The sequence below is a fragment of the Symbiopectobacterium sp. genome (genome assembly GCF_047692315.1).
In the GTDB taxonomy this organism is placed as follows: domain Bacteria; phylum Pseudomonadota; class Gammaproteobacteria; order Enterobacterales; family Enterobacteriaceae; genus Symbiopectobacterium.
Genome location: NZ_JBLLJS010000023.1, coordinates 295,101 through 320,283, shown reverse-complemented (window position 1 = coordinate 320,283; position 25,183 = coordinate 295,101). Strand labels below are relative to the sequence as shown.

Genomic DNA, 25,183 nt, shown 5'->3' with positions numbered 1-25,183 from the left:
ATGAAGACACCTGTCAGCAAAAGTTGACAGGTGGCAACATCTTTTTTTCCAGTGGGTGGCATTTCAGGCCAAAAGGCGGTTTACTGCTGCGTCGGCGGGGATTTTTTTGTACTAGCGTCTTGATCTGTCCGACTAACTCACGCCTGAAATCCCCGAGCTTCGGTTTATCGTCCAGCCAGGGCAAGGGCCAGCAGAGTTCCATGGCTTTAATGCCGAGCCGCGCGGTCAGCAAACCGGCACCAATCCCCTGTGCTGCACGGGCTGAGAGCCGCACAGCGAGATCCTGCGACATCCAGTCCATACCGATTTCACGCACCATTTCTGACGCAACGGCGAAAGCGATATTCAACAGCACCAACTTGAACAAGCGAATGCGACTAAAATAGCCCAGTTCAATGCCGTAAAGCGCGGCAATCCGATCGATGAGACGCAAATTACGCCAGGCGATAAAGGCCATATCCACCAAAGCCAGCGGGCTCACCGCAATCATCAGCGTCGATTCGGCAGCCGATCGGCTGATCTCCCGACGCACTCGGTTATCCAGCACCGGTTGTACCAGACTGGCATAGAGTGCCAGCACCTCTTTGTCATTGTGAGTTTCATGCAGCGAGGCCCGCCAGCGCTGGAGGACGGGATGTCCGTCATCCAATCCCGCCTGCTGAGCCAATTTTTCACAAAAATCGCGCCCCTGCCCGACGCCATGGCTGCCATGCAGCTCACGGGCTTTATCGCGCTCTTGCGCGCGGGCACGCAAACGGTACAAGCGTCGCCATTCCGCAATCAGGGAGCCCGCATCAGCCACCACAATCATGCCACCCGCTGCTAATCCCCCCAGTGTGATCCACTGTTGCTCCAGCCAGGCCGTATGAACAGATTGGATACCCTGCGCAATCGCGCTGGCGCCGAATAAAGCGATCCCAGCAATCACCAGCTTGCGCCACAGGCTGCGGCGCGGCCGTAATGCCGCCTCCGCCTCGCCCTCACTGCTCAGAGCCTCTTCCTGCACCGTCGGAGAAAAGTGGCGCGATGCTTCATCATCAAACGCAACCGTGCTGCGTAATGTGGGTGGCGTTGCTGAGGGTGCGTCATCATCAAAAGTGATACGCGGCTTTAGCGGTTCACTCATCGCAATTTGTCCCCCAATAAAAACTCCATGACACTGTCCAGGCGAATATGCGGCAGTGGTGTATCTACGTTCATCGCTTGCGGTCGAAAGGCTCCAAAATGGAAACCCTGCTGCTGCCAGAAAGCCGCTCCGGGCAAAAGCGCGGGCACTTCGCCGGGATAAAGTGTCAGCGCCGCCCTCGCCAGATCGTCTTTATCTTTGCGTAACGCCAGTTCGGCTTTTTCCTGCCATTGCGCTTGTTGCGCCTCAGCCTGCTCAACGCGGCGCGCTATCTGCTTTTTCTCCGCCAGCGCACGCGCCGACGTGGAACGCACTTCTACCAGTGTGTCCTCCATTTCCTGGATCATCAAGCGCACCAGTTTCTGTGGGTCTTCCGCTTTGTCCAGTAACGAATTGATGTTCGCATTCACGATATCGGCAAAACGAGAAAAAATACCCATTTTAGTGTCCTCTTGGTCATATCACAGCGCACATGCACTGGTTGGTAGTGTTGCTTCGTCCTGGTCAACGCAACGAACCTTATCGTTCATTATTGCTATTACAAGATACATGCCAACTTTGCCAATATTATATCTATCTGTAATTACTTAATATTATTTTTTTTGACAAAACGCACTCATCAGCTAAATTAGCAAAATACACCAACAGTTAGCGAAATTAACCGCAACAAAGAGCGATGGATAATGGATAGATAAAGGCCAAGAGAATTTGCTGGGTGAAGCCAACAGTTTCGTCGAAATGCTCGAGCAGGTGTCACAATTGGCGCAGTTGACCAAGCCGGTACTGGTGTTAGGCGAACGCGGTACCGGTAAGGAGTTGATTGCCAGCCGCTTGCACTATCTTTCACCACGTTGGCAAGGCCCGTTTATCTCCCTTAACTGCGCAGCACTCAATGAAAATCTGCTCGATTCCGAGCTGTTTGGTCATGAAGCCAGGGCCTTTACCGGCGCGCAGCGCCGCCATCTTGGGACGTTTTGAACGCGCTGACGGTGGCACACTGTTTCTCGATGAACTGGCAACGGCACCGATGCTGGCGCAGGAAAAACTGCTGCTCGTGATCGAATATGGCGTTTTGGAGCGTGCGGGAGGAAGTCAACCGCTCCAGGTAGATGTACGTCTAGTGTGTGCGACCTAATGAAGATCTTCCCGCACTCGCTGCCGCCGGCAAGTTTCGCGCCGATCTGCTGGACAGGCTGGCTTTCGATGTGGTGCAACTTCCGCCGTTGCGCCAGCGCCAGCAAGACATCATGTTGCTGGCAGAACACTTCGCGATCCAGATGTGCCGGGAATTGCAGTTACCACTGTTCACTGGGTTTTCTCCGTGTGCGCGTGACACGCTGTTAAATTATGCCTGGCCAGGCAACGTGCGTAAGCTGAAAAACGTGGTTGAACGCTCGGTCTATCGGCACGGTGCGACAGCCGAACCACTGGATGCCATCATTATTAATCCGTTTCAACGAACGGTTGAAATGTCAGTCTCCGCAACGACCGAGGACTCTGCACTACCGCATCTGCCGTTGGCGTTGCGTGAGTGGCAACAGACACAAGAAAAAGCGCTTATCGAGCAGGCATTGTCTCAAGCGTGTTTTAACCAGCGTAAAGCGGCAACGCTACTGGGGGTTAACCTACCATCAGTTGCGGGGACTGTTAAAAAAACACGATATCACCAGCGGCGAGGCTTAAACCGCAGGCAAAAAAAAGCCAGCAAACGCTGGCTAAAATAATACTGGAAGCAATGTGAGCAATGTCGTGCTCCCCTTCCGCGCTTACGAGAAGCCGTCTGGAATGCGAAATAAATGATAATAGTTATCAGTATCAGTTGTAAAGTACTTTGTTGATAATTTTCTCATTTCCGTAATAACGGTAGGGTTCTTCTCTATTTCTGATACTTTTCGACAAACTGCTGCCAGCTTGATATCAGCGCATCAAACTGTTTGTCCTGCTGCGTGTCACTGAAGGTGAGTTGCGAATACCACTGGGTCAGTTTATCCACCACAACATTCGGATCTTCAGTACTTGCACTTATCGCCATAACCTGCTCGGTTTCCACCTGCGCGCGGTAGTTACCTTGTTTATACGACTCAACATTCGCCAGCGCCTCTTCAATGCGAGGGGCATCTTTCAACGATCTGGCGAGCGTCAATTTTATATTCAGCGTACGTTTGATGCTGTTATCCCGAGCCGTAAGCTGGCGTTCCATATAGTTATCAATATCGGCGCGAACCTGCGCCTGATGCTCTTCAGGGATGTAGTGACTGTTGATGAAATCAAGCTTCTCACGCATCAGTGCAATACCCGCTGCCTGAGTGCTGTCGGTCGAACTCTCAAGTGGGATGGTAACTGCATCATAAAGTGCATCTGCTAATGCTCGAGTCGATTCACGGGTAGCGTTCGGCGCCAGAGCAAAAAAATTACGAAAATCCGTCAATGAAACGTCAGAGCCTATTGTGCTGTACAGCGGATGCGTCACACCGGGTGCCCTGCGCTCTAATTCATCAAGATAAGTATTCCTCATCTCCAACATCTGTTTTTTAGCCGCTTCCTGCTCTTCAGGACTCGGCGGCGTCGCATTGGCAAAATCTTCCTTGAGGCGGGCCAATGCTTCAGGCGAAATGGTCAAATCTACCGAGGCTAACGCTTCCAGGGCTTTTTCCCGCCCCACCAAGGCAGCGGCAGGTTCATAAGTCTTAGGCGTAGTATCATATGTCGCCGTTGATGGTAAGGCAGTCAGTCTGATAGGATGAAATTACACTCACACGCTTTTCTCCCTGTATTTTTGCGTTTTTATGGCATATTCAGAGGTATCCTTTTGTATAACGGCAGCGAGCGCTCATTCCTTAGGGGAAAAGTAACATTGGTTATCATTTTGTAAGGTAATGCTCTTTCTCGCAACAGCAAGGACGCCTGATTTGGCATTCAGAGATGCATTTCTTCGAATTTGGCGGAAAATACAGCAGGTAAGCATCTACGGATTGGGGAGCTTTAGCAGAGTGCGGTACACTCTTATAATGACAACTCTGATTTTCAGCCAACTAAAGCGCATCGAATGTCTGGATACACCTCCTGCCTGATAAAAATAGGCGCGCTGTTTTCCGCCTGCCTGATAGGGTCTGCTTTCGCGGCAGTCCCCAATAATGCGCAACGGGAAGATATCCGCCACAGCGGTTTCGTGTACTGCGTCAACGGCGTAGTGAATACCTTCAACCCGCAAATGGCGCGCAGCGGCGTGATCATCGATACGCTGGCGGCACAGCTCTACGATCGACTGCTGGATGTGGATCCCTACACCTATCGATTAATGCCCGAACTGGCGCAGCGCTGGGAAGTCCTGGATAACGGCGCCACCTACCGTTTCTATCTGCGTCATGATGTGCCGTTTCAAACGACCGACTGGTTTACGCCCACCCGCATGTTAAATGCCGATGATGTGGTATTCAGCCTGCAACGTATGCTGGATAAGTCCCATCCGTATCATGATGTAAACGGCGGCGAATATCCCTATTTTGCCAGTTTGCAATTTGTCGATGTGGTGCAAAGCATCCGCAAGCTCAGCAACTATTCTCTGGAAATTCGTCTCAACAGCCCGGATGCCTCTTTTTTGTGGCATTTGGCGACCCACTACGCGCCAGTGCTTTCCGCCGAGTACGCCCAGCAGTTGATCAAACAGGACCAGAAAGAACGGTTAAACCGAGAACCGGTCGGTACTGGGCCTTATCGCCTGGAAGAGTATCGCAGCGGGCAATTCCTGCGTCTGATGCGCAATGATCGCTACTGGCGTGGAAAACCGCGTATGCAGCAGGTGGTGGTGGATTTGGGCGCAGGCGGCACCGGGCGTCTTTCCAAATTGCTGACCGGAGAGTGTGACGTACTGGTGTACCCTGCCGCCAATCAGTTACCCATTTTGCGCAATGATCCACGTCTACGGCTCTCGCTGCGTCCCGGCATGAATATCGCCTATCTGGCATTCAACGTGCGCAAGCCGCCGCTGGATGACATGCGCATTCGCCGGGCCATCGCGCTTGCAATCAATAACGATCGTTTGATGCAGTCCATTTATTACGGTACGGCTGAAACTGCGGCGTCCCTGCTACCCCGCGCTTCATGGGCCTATGACAACGAATCGCGCATCACCGAATATAATCCGGAGGAAGCACGTCGCTTGCTGTCAGACCTGGGGGCAACAGACCTTAATCTGAAATTGTGGGTGCCTGTGGCATCGCAATCCTACAACCCCAGTCCGTTAAAGACCGCTGAGCTGATTCAGGCCGATTTGGCGCAAGTGGGCGTTAAAGTGACGATCGTTCCCGTCGAAGGACGTTTTCAGGAAGCGCGCCTGATGGAAATGAGCCATGACCTGACACTCTCCGGCTGGACCACCGACAGTAACGACCCCGACAGTTTTTTCCGCCCACTGCTCAGCTGTGCCGCGATTCGCTCACAAACCAATTACACGCATTGGTGCGATCCTACGTTTGACAGTGTGTTACAAAGCGCGCTCACTTCACAACAGTTGGCAAAACGTATTGAATACTATCATCAGGCCCAGCAGATATTGGCACAACAGTTACCGGTACTGCCGCTGGCCTCTTCCCTGCGGATGCTGGCTTACCGCTATGATATGAAAGGGCTGATATTAAGCCCATTCGGCAATGCCTCTTTCGCCGGGGTGTATCGCGAATTTGGTGAAACACCTGCGCCTGAAGGGCCGCCGCTGGTGGGTAAAGAAGGAGAGCCGCAATGATCATTTTTACCCTGCGCCGTCTGTTGCTGTTGTTGATAACCCTGCTGCTGCTAACGCTGGTTGGATTTAGCCTCTGTTATTACACTCCCAACGCCCCGTTGGGAGGCGCTACGCTGTTAGACGCCTATGGCTTTTTTATGCGCAGCCTGATGCGTGGGGATCTGGGTATTTCATCCATTAACGGCGAGTCGATCAGTGGGCAGCTGAAAGACGTGCTTCCAGCCACCATCGAGTTGTGCGTGCTGGCCTTCACGCTCTCTTTGCTGATCGGCATTCCCCTCGGCGTCACAGCAGGGGTGATGCGCCATAAAACCCCCGATATCATCATCAGCGCCATCGCCTTGGTGGGCTTCTCTCTTCCGGTATTTTGGCTGGCACTGCTGCTGACGCTGCTGTTCTCCCTTCAACTCGGCTGGTTGCCGGTTTCCGGGCGTTTCGATCTGCTCTACCAGGTTGAACCTGTAACCGGCTTTGCGCTGATTGACGCCTGGCTGTCAGACTCCCCCTACCGGGATGAAATGCTGATAAGCGCCGCACGCCATCTGATTTTGCCCATTATTGTTCTCGCGGTCGGCCCCACCATGGAGGTCATTCGCTTGATGCGCATCAGCACCACCGATGTGTTCAGTAAGAATTACGTTAAAGCAGCAGCCACGCGCGGTCTGTCACGTCTGACCATCATCCACCGCCATGTGTTACGCAATGCGCTTCCTCCTATCGCACCGCAGCTGGGGCTTCAGTTTTCCACTATGTTGACGCTGGCTATCATTACTGAAGTGGTGTTCAGTTGGCCTGGTTTGGGGCGCTGGCTGGTGGATGCCATTCGTCAACAGGACTACACCGCTATCTCAGCCGGTGTCATGGTGGTAGGCGCAATGGTCATTGCCGTCAATGTGCTGTCCGACATCTGGGGCGCAATGGCGAATTCACTGAAACATAAGGAATGGTATTCCCTTCGGTAAATGACCCTATAAAATAAAATGATTATAAATCAATAAACTAAATACACTGATGGCGACTTCGATCTAAGAATCGAAGTCGCCATCAGCAAAGAGCAGCAACGACCATCGGCGCAATACCTTTTAGTCACATAATATGGGTACAACGCATTACCGCTGTCGGCATCTATTTTCACTTAATATGCGAATGACAAATTCCCGCACTCTAGATCACTTTATATTTTATCTTCTTTCCTTTCAGTATCAGCAGACTACAACGATAACGCCTTTTATTTGATATTAGTTTTTTTCCTTCATAGGTGAAGATAGTGACGTGAGTTCACCTGAAGAGAAAAAATCATGTTGCCCATCAATTGCAGTAATCACTCGCATTCAGTGTTGCAGGCAGACTCGACGCCTAAAGTGTGTCGTGCACATTCAGATAGTGCTTCTCAAGCTGCGACGGCACCACTAGATAACAACCAGTATTATGCTATCTGGTCAGCATGGGAAAATGCGGTTCCTCAAGGCGGAAACGAGCAAAGGGACATTGCGGTAGCAAAAATGCAAGATTGTTTGGCAAGGAATGCCTATTATCTTGACTTATCAAACCTGAATCTCAGTTCGTTACCCAATATTCTCCCTGAACAGGTTACGGAGCTCAATCTGTGCAAAAACCAGCTTAGTGTCTTACTCTTGCAGCTTCCAGAAAATCTTCAGCGACTACATGCACTCAACAATAATTTAACATCATTACCAGAGACGCTTCCCACCAATCTTTTATTGCTATCACTTTATAATAATAAACTGGAGTCACTGCCAGAAAATTTACCAACCAACTTGTGCAAACTTTATCTCAGCAAAAATTTCTTGAAGAAATTCCCCGAACACTTGCCCGAATCCATTACCATGCTTGATATCAGCGATAATCAGATGGAGGGGGATATTGGTAATCTACCCGATTCCCTTGACCATCTGAAATTAAACAATAACAAATTAGCAAATTTTCCTGACAGTCTGCCAAATTCTATTCATTGGTGTGACTTAAGCTATAATCAGCTACAAACACTTCCCGAACATGTTTTTAGCATAACCAAGAATACAGAAATTAGTGTGATTGGTAACCCACTGTCAGAATCTACTTTCCTGAAATTACGTAACATTAACAAAGACCCAAATTACCAAGGGCCAAAATTTATCTATTCCGAAGCATCATATAAAGATATCTGAGCGATTTCCCTTAATCTGAAGCCTCGTTCTCCCCGTAATAAACCACGGGGAGTTATCCTTTAAACGTCAACCACAGAAAATTTTTATATAAGAGGCAGAAAAATATAGCTGACAGAAACCGATTGCTCATTTAAGAGCAGGAAAGATAAAGACACGCCGCCACGAGCCAAAAAAGCAATGACTTTAATGTGGCAGATCCCAGGTTTGGGCCGGCACCCCCGAGCAGTTTTCAAGCTTTAGCAGATTATCAATGTCCGCTGCCGCCAAACACCTTTTGTTTTGAGATTCTTAACGTATGTAGGTCCCCCTGCTAGCGCATCCCATCGCTGGCTCGGGTCTGTAATATCACAGGGCTTCAGAGAGGGTTTATTACCCTCGTCGGCAAGACATCTGTCTTTACTGAGTTCAATAAATTTAAAATCCAGGCGGACGGGCTCCACCCCAGGAGCGCCGGGACAGGTCAGCAAGGCCGACATCCCATTGGCATTTTCCGCCACACAATTACGGCCTCTGGCAATACTGACAAAGCCGTTCACCGTGTTACTGTTTACCGCAATGACATGCGCCTCTGAAATATCCTGTTCGCTAATTGCTCCCGGCTCAGCCGCGACCAATGAAGTAGAACTGGTCATCATGGACAGAAGGATGACCAACAGGCTGCAATTCTTTGCATTTTTCATGTTTGTCCTTAGTATTGTTACGGTGAATGGCAATTTCCTTACGTCGGATGGAAATACGACAAGTATAAAAACCTCACTAAAGAGAGTCTTTTGATACCCGTGCTGGATGAAATCGCGTCCAGTGGTGCATCAAAACGTTGTACGACACCTCGCTCTTCAAGCTTATATAATCACAGACAGTTCATGAACCCAACAATCCCCTCGTGTTTAAGCGCCGTGGCTCGTCTCCTTCGCAAATCCACGGATGAAATTGCTGATGGCGCTCCCTTGCTTGCGACAACGATATAGAAGGATAATCACCTATGCTTAGCTGTGCAGGTTTATTCTCCCAGCGGTAGCAGTAAAAGAAAGTAACACCACCGGAGACGGAAAGCTTGACATCAAGCCCGTGTGAATCAGAGAGAACCTCCACGTCATTTCGACGTTTTCTGAGTGATGTTCTGAGTTTGGTATCCGAAAGCAATGTGTACATAAAAGGCATAAATGAGAGACATACTCACCAAACTACCACACAGCATTTTGAAGCACTTTTTAAACCTAAGGTAATGATATGATTGCTTTAAACACATCAAAGCAAGTCGTCTTGAAGAAAGCCCAAGCGGAAAAATATGCCTTTCGATAACGTTTACAGTGAAAAACGCCTGCCCAGCCGCGTGCGTGACATCTGGCAATTTTTCCATCGCGATACGCTGGCGATGATTGGGCTGTACGACTTTTTGATACTGCTGTTTCTGTGCCTGTTCGGCTCAGCCATCGCCCCTTATGCCGTCGATCAGCAATTTTTGGGCTATCAGCTGTTACCCCCATCATGGTCACACTACGGTGAAGTCTCTTTCTTTTTGGGCACTGACGATTTGGGGCGCGATCTGTTGAGCCGATTGTTAACCGGCACCGCGACCACCGTCGGCTCCGCGCTAATCGTCACCTACGCGGCCGCCTTTTGCGGCATCGTACTGGGTACGCTGGCCGGGGTGACCCACGGCCTACGCTCCGCATTTCTGAACCATGTTCTCGATACCTTACTGTCAATACCCTCCTTGCTGCTGGCTATTGTCGTTATCGCCTTTATCGGCCCGGATTTGGTGCATGCCATGCTGGCCGTGTGGCTGGCGCTGTTACCACGCATGGTGCGTACCCTCTACACCGCCGTACACGATGAAATGGATAAGGAATATGTGATCGCCGCCCGGTTAGACGGCGCATCAACCCGCTATATCATTTGGTACGTGGTGCTGCCCAACATCGGCCCCGTGCTGGTGTCCGAGTTTACCCGCGCGCTCTCCATTGCCATTCTGGATATCTCCGCACTGGGCTTTCTTGATCTGGGGGCACAAATGCCGACGCCCGAATGGGGCGCGATGTTGGGGAATTCTCTGGAGCTGGTTTATACCGCCCCCTGGACGGTGATGTTGCCGGGTGCAGCCATTACCCTCAGCGTACTGATTGTGAATCTGTTAGGCGATGGCATCCGCCGTTCCCTGCTGTCACAAATGGATTAATGGCGGAGACGAACCATGGCACTACTTGATATTCGTAATCTGACCATTGAATTCCTCACGTCTGACGGCCCGGTCAAAGCCGTCGATCGCGTCAGCATTACCCTGACTGAAGGGGAGATTCGCGGTCTGGTCGGCGAATCGGGCTCGGGTAAAAGTTTGATAGCCAAAGCCATCTGCGGTGTGACCAAGGATAACTGGCGCGTTACTGCCGATCGTTTTCGCTTTGACGATATCGATCTGCTGCAACTCTCGCCCCGCGCCCGACGTAAGTTGGTGGGCCACAACGTTTCCATGATTTTTCAGGAGCCGCAATCCTGTCTCGATCCGTCAGAGCGCATTGGCAAACAATTGATGCTGGCTATTCCAGGCTGGACGTACAACAAAGGCCGCTGGTGGCAACGTTTCCAGTGGCGAAAACGCCGCGCTATTGAGTTGTTGCACCGGGTGGGTATCAAAGATCACAAAGATATTATGGGCAGTTACCCTTACGAATTGACGGAGGGTGAGTGCCAGAAGGTCATGATTGCTATCGCATTGGCGAACCAACCGCGGCTGTTGATCGCCGATGAACCCACGAATGCCATGGAATCTACCACGCAGGCACAGATCTTCCGGCTGCTATCACGGCTGAATCAGAACAACAACACCACCATTTTGTTGATCAGCCATGACCTGCAAACCATGAGCAAATGGGCCGATCGCATCAACGTGCTCTACTGTGGACAAACAGTGGAAAGCGCACCGAGCGACGATTTGATTACCGCACCGCATCATCCTTACACGCAAGCGTTGATCCGCGCCATGCCGGATTTCGGGCGTTCATTACCGCATAAGAGCCGGCTGAACACGCTACCGGGTGCTATTCCTTCTCTTGAATATCTGCCGGTTGGATGCCGTTTAGGTCCACGCTGTCCCTATTCGCAGAAAAAATGTATGCAGACACCGCTGCTGGTTTCGACTAAAAACCATTGGTTTGCCTGCCATTTCCCGCTCAATACGGAGGAGCAATGATGGATGACATCCTGCTCGAAGCGCGCAACCTGACCAAAACGTTCCGCTACCGTACCGGGTTGTTTCACCGCCAGCATGTCGAAGCGGTGAAATCCGTGAGTTTCACGCTGCGCGAACGGCAGACGCTGGCAATCATCGGTGAGAATGGCTCGGGCAAATCAACGTTGGCGAAAATGCTGGCGGGTGTGATACCGCCGACATCGGGCGAACTGTTGATTGGCGGGCATCCCTTAAACTACGGTGATTATTGCTACCGTTGCCAGCAGATCCGCATGATTTTTCAGGATGCGGGCAATGCACTTAACCCACGCCAACGCATCGGCCAGTTGCTCGATATGCCGCTGCGATTGAATACTGTACTCAATGGGCATGAGCGGGAAAAGATGATCAACCAGACGCTACAGCAAGTGGGCCTGCGTCCCGATCACGCCTACTACTATCCCCAGGCGCTGGCCCCCGGCCAAAAACAGCGTGTAGGGCTGGCTCGCGCTCTGATTCTGCAACCTAAGGTGATCGTGGCAGATGAAGCGCTGGCGTCATTGGATATGTCGATGCTCTCGCAAATCATCAATTTGATGCTGGAACTTCAGGAGGAACAGGGGATCTCCTATATTTATGTCACCCAACATTTGGGCATGATGAAACACATCAGCGATCAGATATTGGTGATGCATGAAGGTGAGGTGGTAGAGCGCGGCAGCACCGCCGACGTGCTGGCAGCGCCGCTGCACGATTTAACCAAACGCCTGATTGCCAGTCACTTTGGCGAAGCGCTCAGTGCCGATGCCTGGCGCCGTGACGGCGTGCAGTTTTAGCCGGATTTGCCAACGCGATATCGCGGAAAACATGCGGGCGATACTGCTCGAAGTACCCCACTGGGGGCAGCCATGCTAGAATCGCCCGGTTTACTCACTCCGAACGTCACGATTGACGCATTCTGTGCGGGCGTTCGCAGCAACTATAATCACAAGGATTACTGCTATGGGTTTTCTAACCGGTAAGCGCATTTTGGTAACGGGTGTTGCCAGTAACCGCTCAATTGCATTCGGTATCGCACAGGAGATGCAACGTGAAGGCGCTGAACTGGCGTTTACGTACCAGAACGACAAGCTGAAATCGCGTGTTGAAGACTTCGCTAAAGAACTGGGTTCCAGCATCGTACTGCCGTGTGATGTTGCCGAAGATGCCAGCATTGAAGCCCTGTTTGCCGAACTGGCTAACGTATGGCCGACCTTTGACGGTTTTGTCCACTCCATCGCTTTCGCCCCTGGCGATCAGCTGGATGGCGACTACGTTAACGCCGTAACCCGCGACGGATTCCGCGTTGCTCACGATATCAGTTCGTACAGCTTCGTTGCCATGGCGAAAGCCTGCCGCGCTATGCTGAATCCGAACTCTGCGCTGGTAACACTTTCCTATCTGGGTGCCGAGCGCGCGATCCCGAACTACAACGTGATGGGTCTGGCCAAAGCCTCTCTGGAAGCCAATGTTCGTTACATGGCTAACGCCATGGGCGCTCAGGGCGTGCGTGTTAACGCCATTTCCGCGGGCCCCATCCGCACGCTGGCTGCGTCGGGTATCAAAAACTTCAAGAAAATGCTCTCTCACTGCGAAGCCGTTACACCTATCCGCCGTGTAGTGACCATTGAAGATGTGGGCAACACCGCTGCATTCCTGTGCTCCAATCTGGCAGCCGGTATCTCCGGTGAAGTGCTGCACGTGGACGGTGGCTTCAACATTGCCGCCATGAACGAGCTGGAACTGGATTAATCTCCAACCTGCAGAGCAAAAACCACCGACATCCGGTGGTTTTTTTTCGCCTCGATCAGTCAGCGTTTTCCGCCAGCCACGTCTGGGCGCAAACAAAGAAATTTTGCGCCAGTGCGGTGACCCTGCCAAGCGGAGCCACCACCAACGCGGCCTAGCGCTGCATCGGTGGCAATGCGATGGGACGAAAGAGAAGCGCTGGCGTCATTTCTGGCAGCAGGCTCCCCTGCGGCACGATAGCGCATCCCAACCCCATAAATACGCTTTGCAGCAACTGCATCACCGAGGCACTTTCCACTTTTACCCAGGGTGTTACGCCCGATTCACGAAAGTGACCATCGATATAACGCCGGAAATAGCGGCTGGGTTCCGCCAGACACAGCGGCACATCGACCAAGTCCGTCAATGCCAGCGGCGTGTCCCCCACGACCTGAGGGAATGCTTGCGGGTGGTAAACCAGCGAGACATCGCTACGTGGCAAAGGGGCAGCCTGAAAAGCCAGCTCTTTGAGCGTGGCAAGCTCAAAAAAACCGAGACCGATATCGACCGTATGGGCATTCAGCGCTTCCAGAAGTTGAGCGGCGCTGAACAACGAGACCTGATAGTCGAGCTGAGGATAAATATCATTGATCGCGGCCAGGCCAGCACGCGCTCCCCCTCAGCAGTAAATCCTTCGAAGTTATTGCCACGGTTGATCAGCGCCAGATCGAGTTCACGTTCCAGGTTTTTAAGTCGCATCGAGAGCGTCGGCTGACTGACAAAGCTGGCCTCCGCCGCCGCGCGCCCAAAAATGACGTTATTTTTCAAGATTACACAGGTATATCAGCTGTTTAACGTCGATAATATCATTTCCTGTCTGCCGTAGCCTCTCGGGGCGTTCTTCCCTCACTGAATTGACAGTGAAACCAATTTATCCGCGCGCTGCAAGTCATATGCATGCAAGTATTTATAAAATGTGAAATATACCAAAGAGATACAAAGCAATAGACTTTTGCAATCGCTCCATAGCCACAGTCGATTAGACGTCGATCGCCATCACACCTAGACTGGCCGCACATCGCAAATATTTAATATAAAATTTACATAGAATAAACATTCAACACCTGCGGACGCCATTATGAAATTTAAACCCGCCATCAAGCCCTACCAGAGTGCAGCAGGCGGTTGGGGCTCTTTAGAAGCCACAACCCGTTTTGTGCTCGACAGCAAACAAGCGCTGAAAAATATCCGAAACTTGCTCCGCGTCAATAAATCGAAAGGATTTGACTGTCCCGGTTGCGCCTGGGGCGACGATAACAGCAGCACATTCAGTTTTTGCGAAAACGGGGCCAAGGCAGTGAGTTGGGAAGCCACGCGTAAAGCCATCGATCCGGCTTTCTTTGCCGCCCACAGCGTGAGTCGTCTGCGTCAGCAGAGCGACTATTTTCTCGAGTATCAAGGGCGGTTAACCCATCCAATGCGCTATGACCGCGCCAGCGATCGCTATGTACCGATTGACTGGCAGGATGTCTTTGCACTCATCGCTCGGCATCTCCATGCGCTGGAAAATCCCAATCAGCTAGAGCTATACACGTCAGGACGCGCCAGCAACGAAGCCTCTTACCTGTATCAGCTTTTTGGCCGCCTGTTTGGGACCAATAATTTTCCCGACTGCTCCAATATGTGTCACGAAGCCAGCGGTACCTGCTTGAAGCAAAGCATCGGGGTGGGCAAAGGCACCATTCGCCTTGACGATTTTGAACACGCCGATGCGATTTTCGTGTTTGGGCAAAATCCCGGCACCAATCATCCCCGAATGCTCCACAGCTTGCGCCACGCCGCCGATCGCGGTGCGCACATCGTGTCATTCAATACGCTGCGTGAGCACGGCCTGGAGCGTTTTTCCAACCCGCAAAACCCGCTGGAACTCCTCACGCCCTTGTCGGGCACCATTAGCGAAACTTACCTGCAACCGCACCTAGGGGGGGATATGGCGGCGGTACGCGGTATGGTCAAAGCCTTACTGGAGACGCATCGCCAGCGCCTGGCACAAGAGCAATCGGGCCTGTTCAACAGCGAGTTTATCGCTAGCCACACCGCCAATGTTGAGGCGTACCTGGCGGTGGTGGATGCCACCACATGGACAGAGATCGAACAGCAATCCGGTTTAAGCGAAGCGCAATTACGTGCCGTGGCAGATATCTATCAGCGCTCACCGCGCGTGATTTGCACCTGGGCCATGGGGGTAACACAGCACAAACACTCCGTTGCCACGGTGCGGGAGATAGTTAATCTGTAACTGCTGTTCGGCCAGTTAGGCAAGCCGGGCGCGGGGTTGTGCCCGGTGCGCGGCCACAGCAATGTGCAGGGTAACCGCACCATGGGGATCTATGAGAAACCGAGCAAGGCGTTTCTCGACAACCTCGGGGCGCACTTTGGTTTCACTCCACCGCGCGAGCCCGGTCATAATACCGTGGAAGCGCTGGAAGCCATGCTACACGATGAGGTTCGCGTATTGATCGCATTAGGCGGCAACCTTGCAGCGGCGGCGCCCGACTCTCCTCGCACCGAAGCGGCGTTGCAGCGCTGTCAGCTTACTGTGCACATCAGCACCAAGCTTAACCGCAGCCACCTGATCACCGGTGAACAAGACGCGCTGATCCTGCCGACGTTGGGATGCACCGAGCGTGATATCCAAACCAGCGGCCCTCAGTTTGTCACTGTGGAAGACTCCTTTAGCATGCTGAGGGCGTGGGCTATCCGCTTTCTGAGCAACAGCGCTCTGAGACCGCTATCGTCGCCGGCATTGCTGATGCGACGCTGGGTAGCCAGCGTGTGGATTGGCTCGCGCTCGCTGGCGATTATTCGATTATCCGCGATCACATCGCCGCCATCCTGCCCGGCTTTAACGATTTCAACGCGCGTTGCAACAGCCAGGCGGGTTCTATCTGGGCAATGCGGCGGCTGAATTACGCTTCAATACCCCGAATCAGAAAGCGAACTTCAGTGCTGCCAGACTGCCGGAAACCCTGTTCCCGCAACTCGGCGCACAGCAGGCACCGTTTACCCTGCAAACCCTGCGCTCTCACGATCAATACAACACCACCATTTATGGCCTGGATGACCGCTATCGCGGCGTCTACGGGCAACGCGAGGTGCTGTTTATCAATCCGCAGGATATCGCCGCTCTCGGGTTTTCCGAAGGAGACAATGTGGATATCGAGACGCTGTGGCACGATGGTATCACCCGCAAAGTGAGCGGGTTTCGCCTGGTAAGCTACAATATTCCTCGTGGCAATCTCGCCGCCTATTACCCGGAAACCAATCCGCTGGTGCCGCTCTCAAGCTTTGGCGATGAAACCCACACACCGACGTCGAAATCAGTCCCCGTGGCCATTACTCGCAGCCCACTCGATACGCAAGCGCCACGGCGTATCGCGTAGCTCACTGGCGTCTCGGAACAAACCGGGACGCCAGCTAAATGATACCGTTACGCTACCTATTGGCGGTTATTCCCAAAACGCGAAAGATTGCCCGCTTTGATATACATCACTCTTGCCGCCAGCGCGGGTTTCGCGTAAAACTATCTGCCATTCATTAGCGCCGTCAATAACCGCATCTGGACATCTCTTTTACTCATTATGTTTCAAGATAATCCGCTGCTTGCCCAGCTAAAACAGCAACTTCACTCTCAAACTCCTCGTGCAGAAGGCGTGGTGAAAGGCACAGATAAAGGGTTCGGCTTTTTGGAAGTCGACGCACAAAAAAGCTACTTTATTCCGCCGCCGCACATGAAGAAAGTGATGCATGGCGATCGCATTGTGGCGACCTTGTATACCGATAAAGACCGCGAAATCGCAGAGCCAGAATCACTGATTGAACCTTTTTTAACACGCTTCGTTGGCCGCGTGCAGAAAAAAGACGATCGCTTTGCCATCCTGCTAGACCACCCCTTGTTGAAAGAGGCGATCCCCTGCCGAACCGGGCGTGAGGTGAATCATTCGTTTCAGGATGGCGATTGGGCCGTAGCGGAAATGCGTCGCCATCCTCTCAAGGGCGATCGCAGCTTTCATGCAGAATTAACGCAGTATATTACAACCGGTGACGATCCGTTGGTGCCGTGGTGGGTGACGTTGTCACGTCACAACCTTGAGCGTACCGCACCAGAAATGGACAGTGAACTCACGCTCAAGGACGGCAGCCTGACGCGCGAAGATTTGACCGACCTGACGTTTGTCACTATCGACAGTGCCAGCACCGAAGACATGGACGATGCGCTGTATGCTAAAGATAACGGCGACGGCACGTTGGAACTCGCGATCGCGATTGCCGATCCGACCGCCTATGTGGAAGCAGACAGCACTCTGGATAACGTAGCGCGTCAACGTGCGTTTACCAACTACCTGCCCGGCTTTAATATCCCAATGTTGCCGCGTGTGCTTTCCGATGACATTTGCTCCCTGCGCGCACAGGAGCGTCGTCCGGCATTGGTATGCCGCGTCACGGTCGCTGCCGACGGTACGTTGGGCGATGATGTGCAGTTTTTCGCCGCTTGGGTAGAATCCAAAGCGAAGCTGGTCTACGACAACGTTTCTGACTGGCTGGAGCAGCAGGGAGACTGGCAGCCGGAAAGCGAAGCCATTGCTGAGCAGCTCCGTTTGCTGCACCGCATCGGTCAGGCCCGCAGTGCCTGGCGTGCAACCCACGCGCTGGTGTTTAAAGATCGTCCCGATTATCGTTTCCTGTTTGGCGACAAAGGTGATGTGTTGGATATCGTGGTAGAACAACGCCGCATCGCCAATCGCATTGTTGAAGAAACGATGATTACCGCCAATATCTGCGCCGCGCGCATTCTTAAAGAGAAGCTGGGCTTCGGCATTTACAACGTGCATAACGGTTTCGAGCCAGCACAAGTGGAACAGGCGGTCAACGTGCTGAGTAACAACGGCATTGAAGCTGATGCCGCCGCTCTGCTGACGCTGGACGGTTTCTGCAAACTGCGCCGTGAGTTGGATGCCCAACCTACGTCATTTTTGGACAGTCGCATTCGCCGTTTCCAAACCTTTGCTGAAGTCTCGACCACGCCCGGGCCACATTTCGGTTTAGGATTGGAGGCGTATGCCACCTGGACATCGCCCATCCGTAAGTTCGGTGACATGATCAACCATCGCCTGTTGAAAGCGGTTATTTGCCAACAAGCCGCCGAGAAACCACAGGATGACATCGCGCAGCAAATGGCGGAGCGCCGTCGTTTGAACCGAATGGCAGAACGTGACGTCGGCGACTGGTTGTATGCGCGTTTCCTCAAACCAAAAGCCGGGACCGACACGCGCTTCCATGCTGAGATCATCGATGTGACGCGTGGTGGTCTGCGCGTGCGTTTGTTTGATAACGGCGCGGTTGCCTTTATTCCGGCCTCCTTTATTCACGCCGTGCGCGATGAACTCGTGGGCAGTCAGGAAACGAGCACGGTTACTGTTAAAGGTGAAGTGGTATACCGTCAAAGCGATACGCTGGACGTGGTGTTAACCGAGGTTCGCATGGAAACTCGCAGCATTATTGCCAAACCCGCCGCATAACATGCCTTTGTCGCCAGCCTCCCGGCTGGCGACGTTGTTTTCCCCGCTGACGTTCCGCTTTTCTCCCTCTGCATTCGTCAAAACTGAATTTAATTTACAAAAATTCAGTTTTGCTCACATTTTCTCATCAGTACCTGCCGCGCATCACGCTGAAATACACTATGTTTTTAAGGGTGACGCCATTTGCCATGGCGTCACCCCATGAAAGCCAGCAAAACTCTCACCCCCTTTAGTTGGGTAACGAAGGAGCCGTTGTCATGAATAATGTCAAGAGCATAGTGATCTGGCTGTTGGTCGGCCATCGCCTTCGCTATGCTGACCCTGAGCCGTGGAGAACACGTTAATGCCGTGTGGTTGGTCATTGCTGCCGTATCCTGCTATAGCATTGCCTATCGCTTTTACAGTCTGTTTATTGCCAAAAAAGTGTTTGAACTGGATGATCGCCGCGTAACGCCACAATGACGGGTTGGACTATGTCCTCACCAACAAGTGGGTGCTGTTTGGTCACCATTTTGCCGCTATCGCAGGCGCTGGTCCGTTAGTTGGTCCGATTCTGGCCGCGCAGATGGGGTTCCTGCCGGGCACCATCTGGATTCTGGTCGGGGTGATGTTCGCCGGTTCGGTACAGGATTTTCTGGTACTGTTTATCTCGACGCACCGTGATGGCCGTTCGCTGGGGGAAATGGCAAAGCAAGAGCTAGGCACCTTTGCCGGTGTGATGATCATCATCCCCTCCGCTCCGCGTTGGCGCTGGTGGTGGTCAAGGCATTGGCACACAGCCCCTGGGGCGTCTTTACCATCGCAGCAACCATTCCTATTGCGTTGTTCATGGGCGTCTACATGCGATTCTTGCACCCCGGAAAGATTGCAGAAGTGTCAATCATTGGTTTTGTGCTGATGATGATGGCTATCGTGTACGGCGGTGACATTTCCGTCCACCCTTACTGGGGGCCTTTCTTTACCCTGCAAGGCACGACGCTAACCTGGGCACTGGTTATCTACGGTTTTATTGCTTCGGTGCTGCCGGTGTGGCTGCTGCTGGCCCCGCGTGATCATCTCTCCACCTTTCTGAAAATCGGTGTGATCGTCGGTTTGGCAGTGGGTATTGTGTTTGCCATGCCGGAACTGAAAATGCCGTCGGTATCGCGCTTTATTGACGGCAGCGGCCCGGTATTCTCCAGCAGCCTGTTCCCCTTCCTGTTTATCACCATTGCTTGTGGTGCCATCTCCGGTTTCCATGCTTTGGTATCCAGCGGAACCACACCGAAACTGGTTGAGCGCGAAAGTCACATTCGCATGATTGGTTATGGTGCGATGCTGATGGAATCCTTTGTGGCTATCATGGCGCTGATTTGTGCATCGGTCATCAATCCATCGCGCGGGCCGGGGCCAAAACCGGCACCGATATACATCCCTGTTGCCAATCCGTTGGTGACGACACCGTCGATCAGCAGAGCCGTGCGTGCGCCCAGATGCTCTATTTCCGGCAGCAAATCCAAGCCAACGTTGGTTGCCAACCCAATCACGATAACGTTGCTTATCGTCCCAAGCCCCGGTCGCTGGCGCAGAGGTATCCACAGCAGCAGAACTAATGCCCCCATCAGGATAATGATGGTGCCAACGCTCAGGGGCAAATGTTGTGCCAAACCAAGGTGAAACACATCCCACGGGTCCACCCCTAAATTGCCACGAATCATCATGGCGATTGCCACACCGTACAGCACTAACCCCACATACAGTAACCCAAGCCGATACGCCATAATGTACTCCACCCCACCACAAGTCCTTCGTCACCAACAGGGTGACGTCATCAAGGAAGTTATGCTACCTTGACGCAAAATGGACTTTATTTTAAGGTCCAGTTTATCGAAAGTGGCTTTTTCAATCCTTCAGGAGTCCAGGATGGCTGCACGACGAATCGGCTCTGCCTCATTACAGCGGCTGCTAGGCAACTGGCAGCATCCCGCATCGCGTATTCCTGCCTATCCGCACCCGTACACCGATGGTCGTTGACGAAACGATGTCGGAACTGTGGTACGACGAGCCACCACCACCGCTGGCCGCCTTTGATGACAGAGGACAAGTGATCATCCTCGGTGCAGGGCCGCGCTTTGGTATCGAAGGGGCTTTTGAACGCTTTCTGCGCGTCCCTTTTACCCTGCCCGCACATCAAATTGAAGACGCATTATTACGCATCAGGCCGGTATGGGACCGCATTGCAGCCCACCGCGTCAGTTATCCGCGCGGCGGGTTGATTTAGCGCTATTGGCCGTAATAGGCGTTCTTGCCATGCTTGCGCAGGTAGTGCTTATCCAGCAGTTCCTGCTGCATGGGACCGACATCCGGCGTCAACTGGCAGGTAAAGATGCCCATGTAGGCGATCTCTTCCAGCACAACCGCGTTGTGCACGGCGGTATCTGCGTCTTTTCCCCAGGCAAAAGGCCCGTGCGCATTGACCAGCACGGCAGGGATATCCAATGGAGAAAGCTGGCGCTCATGAAAGGTTTCTACAATCACATTCCCCGTTTCCCACTCATAGCGGCCATTGATCTCCGCTTCCGTCATCAGGCGGGTACAAGGAATTGCGCCATAAAAGTAATCGGAATGGGTGGTTCCCCAGGCTGGTAAGTCTTTGCCCGCCTGCGCCCAAATCGTGGCATGGCGTGAGTGAGTGTGAACGATGCCACCTACCTGTTCAAATGCGAGATACAGTACGCGATGTGTATCTGAATCCGATGATGGCTTCTTGTTACCTTCAACCACACGTCCCGTTTCCAGCTCAACCACCACCATATCCTCAGCGGTCATCACCGGATAAGCCACACCGGGGGGTTTAATCACCATCAGACCCTGTTGACGATCGATTGCACTGACATTTCCCCAGGTAAAGGTCACCAGGTGGTGCGTTGGCAGCGCCGAATTCGCCTCCAGCACCTGCTGTTTGAGTTCTTCTAACATCATTCGCCCCCTTTCATCCGATAGGATATTGTCGGGGAGGCGGGGGATGGCACCTATGGGCTAACTTGCTAAAGACCCAGCAGTGTTCTGCTACGCATCGTCATTTATGACAGCATTGTCATTTACGCGACCGCGAAGGTAACGGCGGACATAACCCATGCTGAGCAATTAGGATTTTTCCACCTGTCGAGAGCACTCCCGAAGATTATACTGAGAGACAGAGAGATGACCGATAAGGTCAGATTAAATAGTGCAAATATCGTGTAATGCGATATTTTCCTGCCATGGCGGGCGAAAACATCAGGAGATCAGCATGGTTATGACAAAAGGTTTCGTCGTTACTGCCGTCGCCGTCGCGTTGGTAATGGCACTCAGTGGCTGTTCCAACATGTCCAAGCGCGATCGTAATACCGCCATTGGCGCTGGGTGCAGGCGCAGTTGGTGGGGCAATTCTAACCGGAGGCGGCACGCTGGGCGGCGCAGCAATCGGCGGTATTATCGGGTACCAGGTCGATTAATATTTCGAGATAGCAGGGGTTTCCCTGCTGTCTTATCTCACGCGTTAACCGCCAGCCAGCTTAACTTTTAATCCCTTCGCTTCCAGCAGCTGTTTTAACTGGTCCCGTTTATCGCCCTGAATCTCAATAGTGCCCTCTTTCACAGCACCACCGCAGCCGCATTTTTTTTCAGCTCTGCGGCGAGCCCGGCATCATCCAGATCGAGGCCAGTGATAATGCACACGCCTTTTCCTTTACGCCCACTGGTTTGCCGCTGAATGCGCACCACACTGTCGCCTTTCGGACGCTGTACGGGAGCCGCCTCCTCCTTGATCCGTCCGGCGTAACCGGCTGTTACCCTCACTCATGCGTGCCCCCTGCCCGCAAGGAATGTCGAATTTCCGCCAGCGTTTGCGCCGGATCGGCAGATTGGGTGATCGGACGCCCAATCACCATATAATCAACGCCGGCCGCCTGAGCTTGTTGCGGCGTCATGATGCGACGCTGATCGCCAGACGCGCTGCCCGCCGGGCGAATCCCCGGTGTTACCAGCTTAAACGCCGTGCCACACACTTGTTTCAGGCGTTGTGCTTCCTGCGCAGAACAGACCACGCCATCCAACCCACAATCACGCGTAAGCACCGCAAGGCGTTCGGCCTGCTGTGCCGGAGTCGCCGTGATGCCTAAAGCCAACAGATCGTCGGCTTCCATGCTGGTCAATACGGTAACGGCAATCAGCAGCGGCGCATCGGCACCGAAAGGCTCGAGTGCGGCTTTCGCGGCCTCCATCATACGTCGACCACCGCTGGCATGGACGTTGACCATCCAAACCCCTAATTCTGCGGCGGCGGCTACCGCATGCGCGGCCGTGTTGGGAATATCATGAAACTTGAGATCCAGAAAAACATCAAAACCGCGCTGGTGCAATGCGTTGACAAATTGCGGACCAAACAGGGTAAACATCTCTTTGCCCACTTTCAGGCGACAATCCTGAGGGTTAATGCGATCGACAAATGCCAGTGCGAGGTTCTGGTCAGAGTAATCCAACGCGACAACGATTGGCAAAGTAACGGCATGCGGTTGGGTAATGTGTTCGCTCATGTGGCCCTCTGTTTTGCTCTGCGATGGAATCCGTGTTGCGAGATTGGTCAGCGTATGAAAATTTTCCCGCCGCATTTTACCCTCCTCACCCGCGAAAGCCCAGCAGCCTGTTGGACATTGCTGTATTTAACGCGGAGTCTCTGTCGGGTCTGTAATCAAAAATATATATGTTGTAACTAAATAGCATGCCATAAAAATATGCATCAGATTATTGTCCATCCAGACCACGGATCGGTTTAATGCTGGCCCAGGAACGGCATGACGGGCAGTGCCAGTAAAGGGATTGCGAGGTGAACCCACACTTCTGGCAACTGTAGCGCGGTTTAGTGCGTATCTGTTCTCCCACCATATCGCGCAACACCAGCAGGCTCTCTTTCGCCCGACCATCTTCTGCCTCGCTCAAGTGGAAGTCCATCAGCCGATGAAATACGCGCATCGTCGGGTGACGCTGTAACTGGCGGTTGATATAAACTTGCGCCACCTCAGCCCCTTCTTTGCGCTCAAGGATATCCGCCAGCATCAGATCGGCGCTGGCGCCGGTATTCTCTTCAACACAGCGTTTGAGAAAATCTTCCCACGCATCCGAGGCAGGCAAGTGCTGGTAACAGGTTTCCAGCATCGGCAACGTTTCACTGACAAAAGCTTTATCTTGCTCAAGCACCTGCTGGAGCACCTCCACCGCTGGTGCATAACGCTCCCGAGCAATATGAATGCGCCCCATCATAATCGACGCCCGCGCGCACGCTTTATCCATCGCCGCCCCTTTTTTGAGCAACGTCAGAGCCTTATCCAGATCGTCGCTGCTCATTGCTCGCAGCGCCAACTCACAATAGAAATGGGCAATTTCAGTATTCAACTGCGGTTGACCAAGCTTGACCAGTTTTTCCGCGATATCGATAGCCTTTTGCCATTCGCTCGTCGCTTGGTAGATCTGCAACAGTTGTTGCAGCGCGCTGCGGCGAAAATCTTCTTCATCCACCAATTGAGTAAATATCTCTTCCGCACGGTCATACAGCCCCGCAGCCATATAGTCACGACCCAGTTGCTGCACCACCAATAGTCGCTGTTCAAACGACAGCGAGGCGCTTTCCGTCAGTGCCTGATGAATGCGAATGGCGCGATCGACCTCGCCGCGAGAGCGAAACAGGTTACCGAGCGTCAGGTGTGCTTCGAAGGTATTACTCTCGTCCTTAATCATGTCAAGGAACAGCTCAACCGCCTTATCATGCTGATTATAAAGAAAAAAGTTTACGCCAGTGACATACTCGCGTGACAAGCGGTTGGCTTCCTGATCCTTGTCCTGCTGCGCGCTTCTGCGACCCATGTACCACCCGTATGCGGCGGCCACCGGCAACAACAGAAACAGCAGTTCTAACATAGGAGCGGATCCTTAGTGGGAAACAGAGGGCACAGAGGGGGTGGTCTCGCTCTCTGTCACGGATTGTTGCTGCTCCAGGCGTTTGATTTTACGCTGCGCACGGCCCAGCATGATGCGCAATCGCAGGTAAAATAAACCGCAAATCACCCACCCCAGAACAAACCCCACCGCAAACAGCGTCGCGAGTAGCATGGAAACGCGATATTCTCCCTGCGCCAGCAGATAGTTGAAGGTGACAACCTGCTCGTTATGCGTCCCCAACGTAATCGAAATGATAAATATCGCCAGTACCAATAAGAAGATCAGCAAGTATTTCACGTTCTCGTTCCTGTGATATCGCCTTAACCTAATGATTATGCCAAATGTTGGCGCTAAACCCCATAAAATTATCCATTATAGCCCGATAAAGGAAGCAGCTAACTGACGTGGCATCAGGCGAAAGTAACTGCGCACGATTATTTTGCAGAGTCAGACAGCAAAAAGCGGTGATCGATGAAATGAGATTCAGGCAGCAGCAATTTAAGGTATGGCAACAGCGCATGGCGGGTTTCAGCAGGGGGCATAAAATGACCACTGGCATTGCTCCAAAACGCCAACCGCTGTTGAACGAGTTTTAGCACGCCGGCCAAATGCACTTTGGTCGCATTCGCAAAAGAGGAGTGCCCCTTAAGAGGTCCCGTGCTTATCGGTGCTTCCGCA

16 protein-coding genes and 10 pseudogenes are annotated in these 25,183 nt (G+C 52.7%); 13 read left to right on the top strand and 13 right to left on the bottom strand.

Annotation, left to right across the window (positions count from 1 at the left end; genetic code table 11):
• Window positions 1–103: 103 nt before the first annotated feature.
• Both ACMZI0_RS13980 and ACMZI0_RS13975 read right to left on the bottom strand, forming a co-directional pair.
• Window positions 104–1,126, bottom strand: a pseudogene (locus tag ACMZI0_RS13980) (YcjF family protein); the annotation flags it as partial.
• The gene (locus ACMZI0_RS13975; protein WP_415673384.1) at window positions 1,123–1,566 is read right to left on the bottom strand and encodes a YcjX family protein; all 444 of its coding nucleotides are present in this window, start codon (window positions 1,564–1,566) and stop codon (window positions 1,123–1,125) included. The pseudogene ACMZI0_RS13980 and the gene ACMZI0_RS13975, both read right to left, overlap by 4 nt.
• Window positions 1,567–1,864: 298 nt before the next feature.
• Between ACMZI0_RS13975 and pspF the strand changes: the two are divergent.
• Window positions 1,865–2,809 (top strand): annotated as a pseudogene (pspF, locus tag ACMZI0_RS13970) (phage shock protein operon transcriptional activator).
• 193 nt (window positions 2,810–3,002) lie between these two features.
• On the opposite strand, the gene ACMZI0_RS13965 reads toward pspF, so the two are convergent.
• Window positions 3,003–3,788 (bottom strand): hypothetical protein, encoded by a 786-nt coding sequence (locus ACMZI0_RS13965; protein ID WP_415673383.1) that lies wholly within the window; start codon window positions 3,786–3,788, stop codon window positions 3,003–3,005.
• A 384-nt stretch (window positions 3,789–4,172) separates the two neighbouring features.
• Between ACMZI0_RS13965 and sapA the strand changes: the two genes are divergently transcribed.
• From sapA to ACMZI0_RS13950, 3 genes are all read left to right on the top strand, one after another.
• A complete protein-coding gene (sapA, locus tag ACMZI0_RS13960) occupies window positions 4,173–5,867 on the top strand; it encodes an ABC transporter substrate-binding protein SapA (protein WP_415673382.1) in 1,695 nt (564 codons plus the stop codon).
• Entirely contained in the window at window positions 5,864–6,829 is a 966-nt protein-coding gene (gene sapB / locus ACMZI0_RS13955; protein WP_415673381.1) for a putrescine export ABC transporter permease SapB, read from the top strand. The genes sapA and sapB overlap by 4 nt, the downstream gene beginning before the upstream one ends.
• A 336-nt stretch (window positions 6,830–7,165) precedes the next feature.
• Window positions 7,166–8,035: a leucine-rich repeat domain-containing protein gene (locus ACMZI0_RS13950; protein ID WP_415673380.1), complete on the top strand. Its 870-nt coding sequence runs from the start codon at window positions 7,166–7,168 to the stop codon at window positions 8,033–8,035.
• 236 nt (window positions 8,036–8,271) lie between these two features.
• Here ACMZI0_RS13950 and ACMZI0_RS13945 read toward each other — a convergent pair whose 3' ends face one another.
• Entirely contained in the window at window positions 8,272–8,715 is a 444-nt protein-coding gene (locus tag ACMZI0_RS13945) for a hypothetical protein (RefSeq protein WP_415673379.1), read from the bottom strand.
• 211 nt (window positions 8,716–8,926) lie between these two features.
• Window positions 8,927–9,196: pseudogene (locus tag ACMZI0_RS13940) on the bottom strand (Arm DNA-binding domain-containing protein); the annotation flags it as partial.
• A 127-nt stretch (window positions 9,197–9,323) separates the two neighbouring features.
• Here ACMZI0_RS13940 and sapC point away from each other — a divergent pair.
• The 4 genes from sapC (at window position 9,324) to fabI (ending at window position 12,995) form a co-directional block, all read left to right on the top strand.
• Window positions 9,324–10,214 carry a putrescine export ABC transporter permease SapC gene (sapC, locus tag ACMZI0_RS13935; protein WP_415673378.1) on the top strand — a complete coding sequence of 297 codons (891 nt, stop codon included), beginning with the start codon at window positions 9,324–9,326 and terminating at the stop codon, window positions 10,212–10,214.
• A 15-nt stretch (window positions 10,215–10,229) separates the two neighbouring features.
• Window positions 10,230–11,225 (top strand): putrescine export ABC transporter ATP-binding protein SapD, encoded by a 996-nt coding sequence (gene sapD / locus ACMZI0_RS13930; protein WP_415673377.1) that lies wholly within the window; start codon window positions 10,230–10,232, stop codon window positions 11,223–11,225.
• Window positions 11,225–12,040 carry a putrescine export ABC transporter ATP-binding protein SapF gene (gene sapF, locus ACMZI0_RS13925; protein ID WP_415673449.1) on the top strand — a complete coding sequence of 272 codons (816 nt, stop codon included), beginning with the start codon at window positions 11,225–11,227 and terminating at the stop codon, window positions 12,038–12,040. Before sapD ends, sapF begins: the two co-directional genes overlap by 1 nt.
• Before the next feature lie 166 nt (window positions 12,041–12,206).
• Entirely contained in the window at window positions 12,207–12,995 is a 789-nt protein-coding gene (gene fabI, locus ACMZI0_RS13920; RefSeq protein WP_415673376.1) for an enoyl-ACP reductase FabI, read from the top strand.
• A gap of 55 nt (window positions 12,996–13,050) precedes the next feature.
• Here fabI and ACMZI0_RS13915 read toward each other — a convergent pair.
• Window positions 13,051–13,833 (bottom strand): annotated as a pseudogene (locus ACMZI0_RS13915) (LysR substrate-binding domain-containing protein).
• Between the two features lie 276 nt (window positions 13,834–14,109).
• Here ACMZI0_RS13915 and ACMZI0_RS13910 point away from each other — a divergent pair.
• The 3 genes and pseudogenes from ACMZI0_RS13910 to ACMZI0_RS13900 form a co-directional block, all read left to right on the top strand.
• Window positions 14,110–16,414 (top strand): annotated as a pseudogene (locus ACMZI0_RS13910) (FdhF/YdeP family oxidoreductase).
• 198 nt (window positions 16,415–16,612) lie between these two features.
• A complete protein-coding gene (locus ACMZI0_RS13905) occupies window positions 16,613–18,550 on the top strand; it encodes an exoribonuclease II (protein ID WP_415673375.1) in 1,938 nt (645 codons plus the stop codon).
• Window positions 18,551–18,807: 257 nt separating this feature from the next.
• Window positions 18,808–19,924, top strand: a pseudogene (locus ACMZI0_RS13900) (carbon starvation CstA family protein); the annotation flags it as partial.
• Here ACMZI0_RS13900 and ACMZI0_RS13895 read toward each other — a convergent pair.
• Window positions 19,912–20,310, bottom strand: a pseudogene (locus ACMZI0_RS13895) (YczE/YyaS/YitT family protein); the annotation flags it as partial. The pseudogenes ACMZI0_RS13900 and ACMZI0_RS13895 sit on opposite strands and share 13 nt — an antisense overlap.
• Window positions 20,311–20,537: 227 nt before the next feature.
• Here ACMZI0_RS13895 and ACMZI0_RS13890 point away from each other — a divergent pair.
• Window positions 20,538–20,810, top strand: a pseudogene (locus tag ACMZI0_RS13890) (hypothetical protein); the annotation flags it as partial.
• Between the two features lie 2 nt (window positions 20,811–20,812).
• Here ACMZI0_RS13890 and araD read toward each other — a convergent pair.
• Window positions 20,813–21,508, bottom strand: coding sequence for an L-ribulose-5-phosphate 4-epimerase (gene araD, locus ACMZI0_RS13885; protein ID WP_415673448.1), 696 nt, complete (start codon window positions 21,506–21,508; stop codon window positions 20,813–20,815).
• A 319-nt stretch (window positions 21,509–21,827) separates the two neighbouring features.
• On the opposite strand from araD, the pseudogene ACMZI0_RS13880 reads away from it, so the two are divergent.
• Window positions 21,828–22,026: pseudogene (locus tag ACMZI0_RS13880) on the top strand (hypothetical protein).
• A 44-nt stretch (window positions 22,027–22,070) separates the two neighbouring features.
• Here ACMZI0_RS13880 and yciH read toward each other — a convergent pair.
• The 5 genes and pseudogenes from yciH to ACMZI0_RS13855 form a co-directional block, all read right to left on the bottom strand.
• A pseudogene (yciH, locus tag ACMZI0_RS13875) lies at window positions 22,071–22,369 on the bottom strand (stress response translation initiation inhibitor YciH).
• A complete protein-coding gene (gene pyrF / locus ACMZI0_RS13870; RefSeq protein ID WP_415673374.1) occupies window positions 22,366–23,106 on the bottom strand; it encodes an orotidine-5'-phosphate decarboxylase in 741 nt (246 codons plus the stop codon). The pseudogene yciH and the gene pyrF overlap by 4 nt, the downstream one beginning before the upstream one ends.
• Before the next feature lie 208 nt (window positions 23,107–23,314).
• Window positions 23,315–24,484, bottom strand: a complete 1,170-nt coding sequence (lapB, locus tag ACMZI0_RS13865; protein WP_415673373.1) for a lipopolysaccharide assembly protein LapB — start codon at window positions 24,482–24,484, stop codon at window positions 23,315–23,317.
• Between the two features lie 12 nt (window positions 24,485–24,496).
• A complete protein-coding gene (locus tag ACMZI0_RS13860) occupies window positions 24,497–24,802 on the bottom strand; it encodes a LapA family protein (protein WP_415673372.1) in 306 nt (101 codons plus the stop codon).
• Window positions 24,803–24,939: 137 nt separating this feature from the next.
• On the bottom strand, window positions 24,940–25,104 hold the full coding sequence (locus tag ACMZI0_RS13855; RefSeq protein ID WP_415673371.1) for a hypothetical protein: 165 nt from the start codon (window positions 25,102–25,104) through the stop codon (window positions 24,940–24,942).
• Window positions 25,105–25,183: the final 79 nt, after the last annotated feature.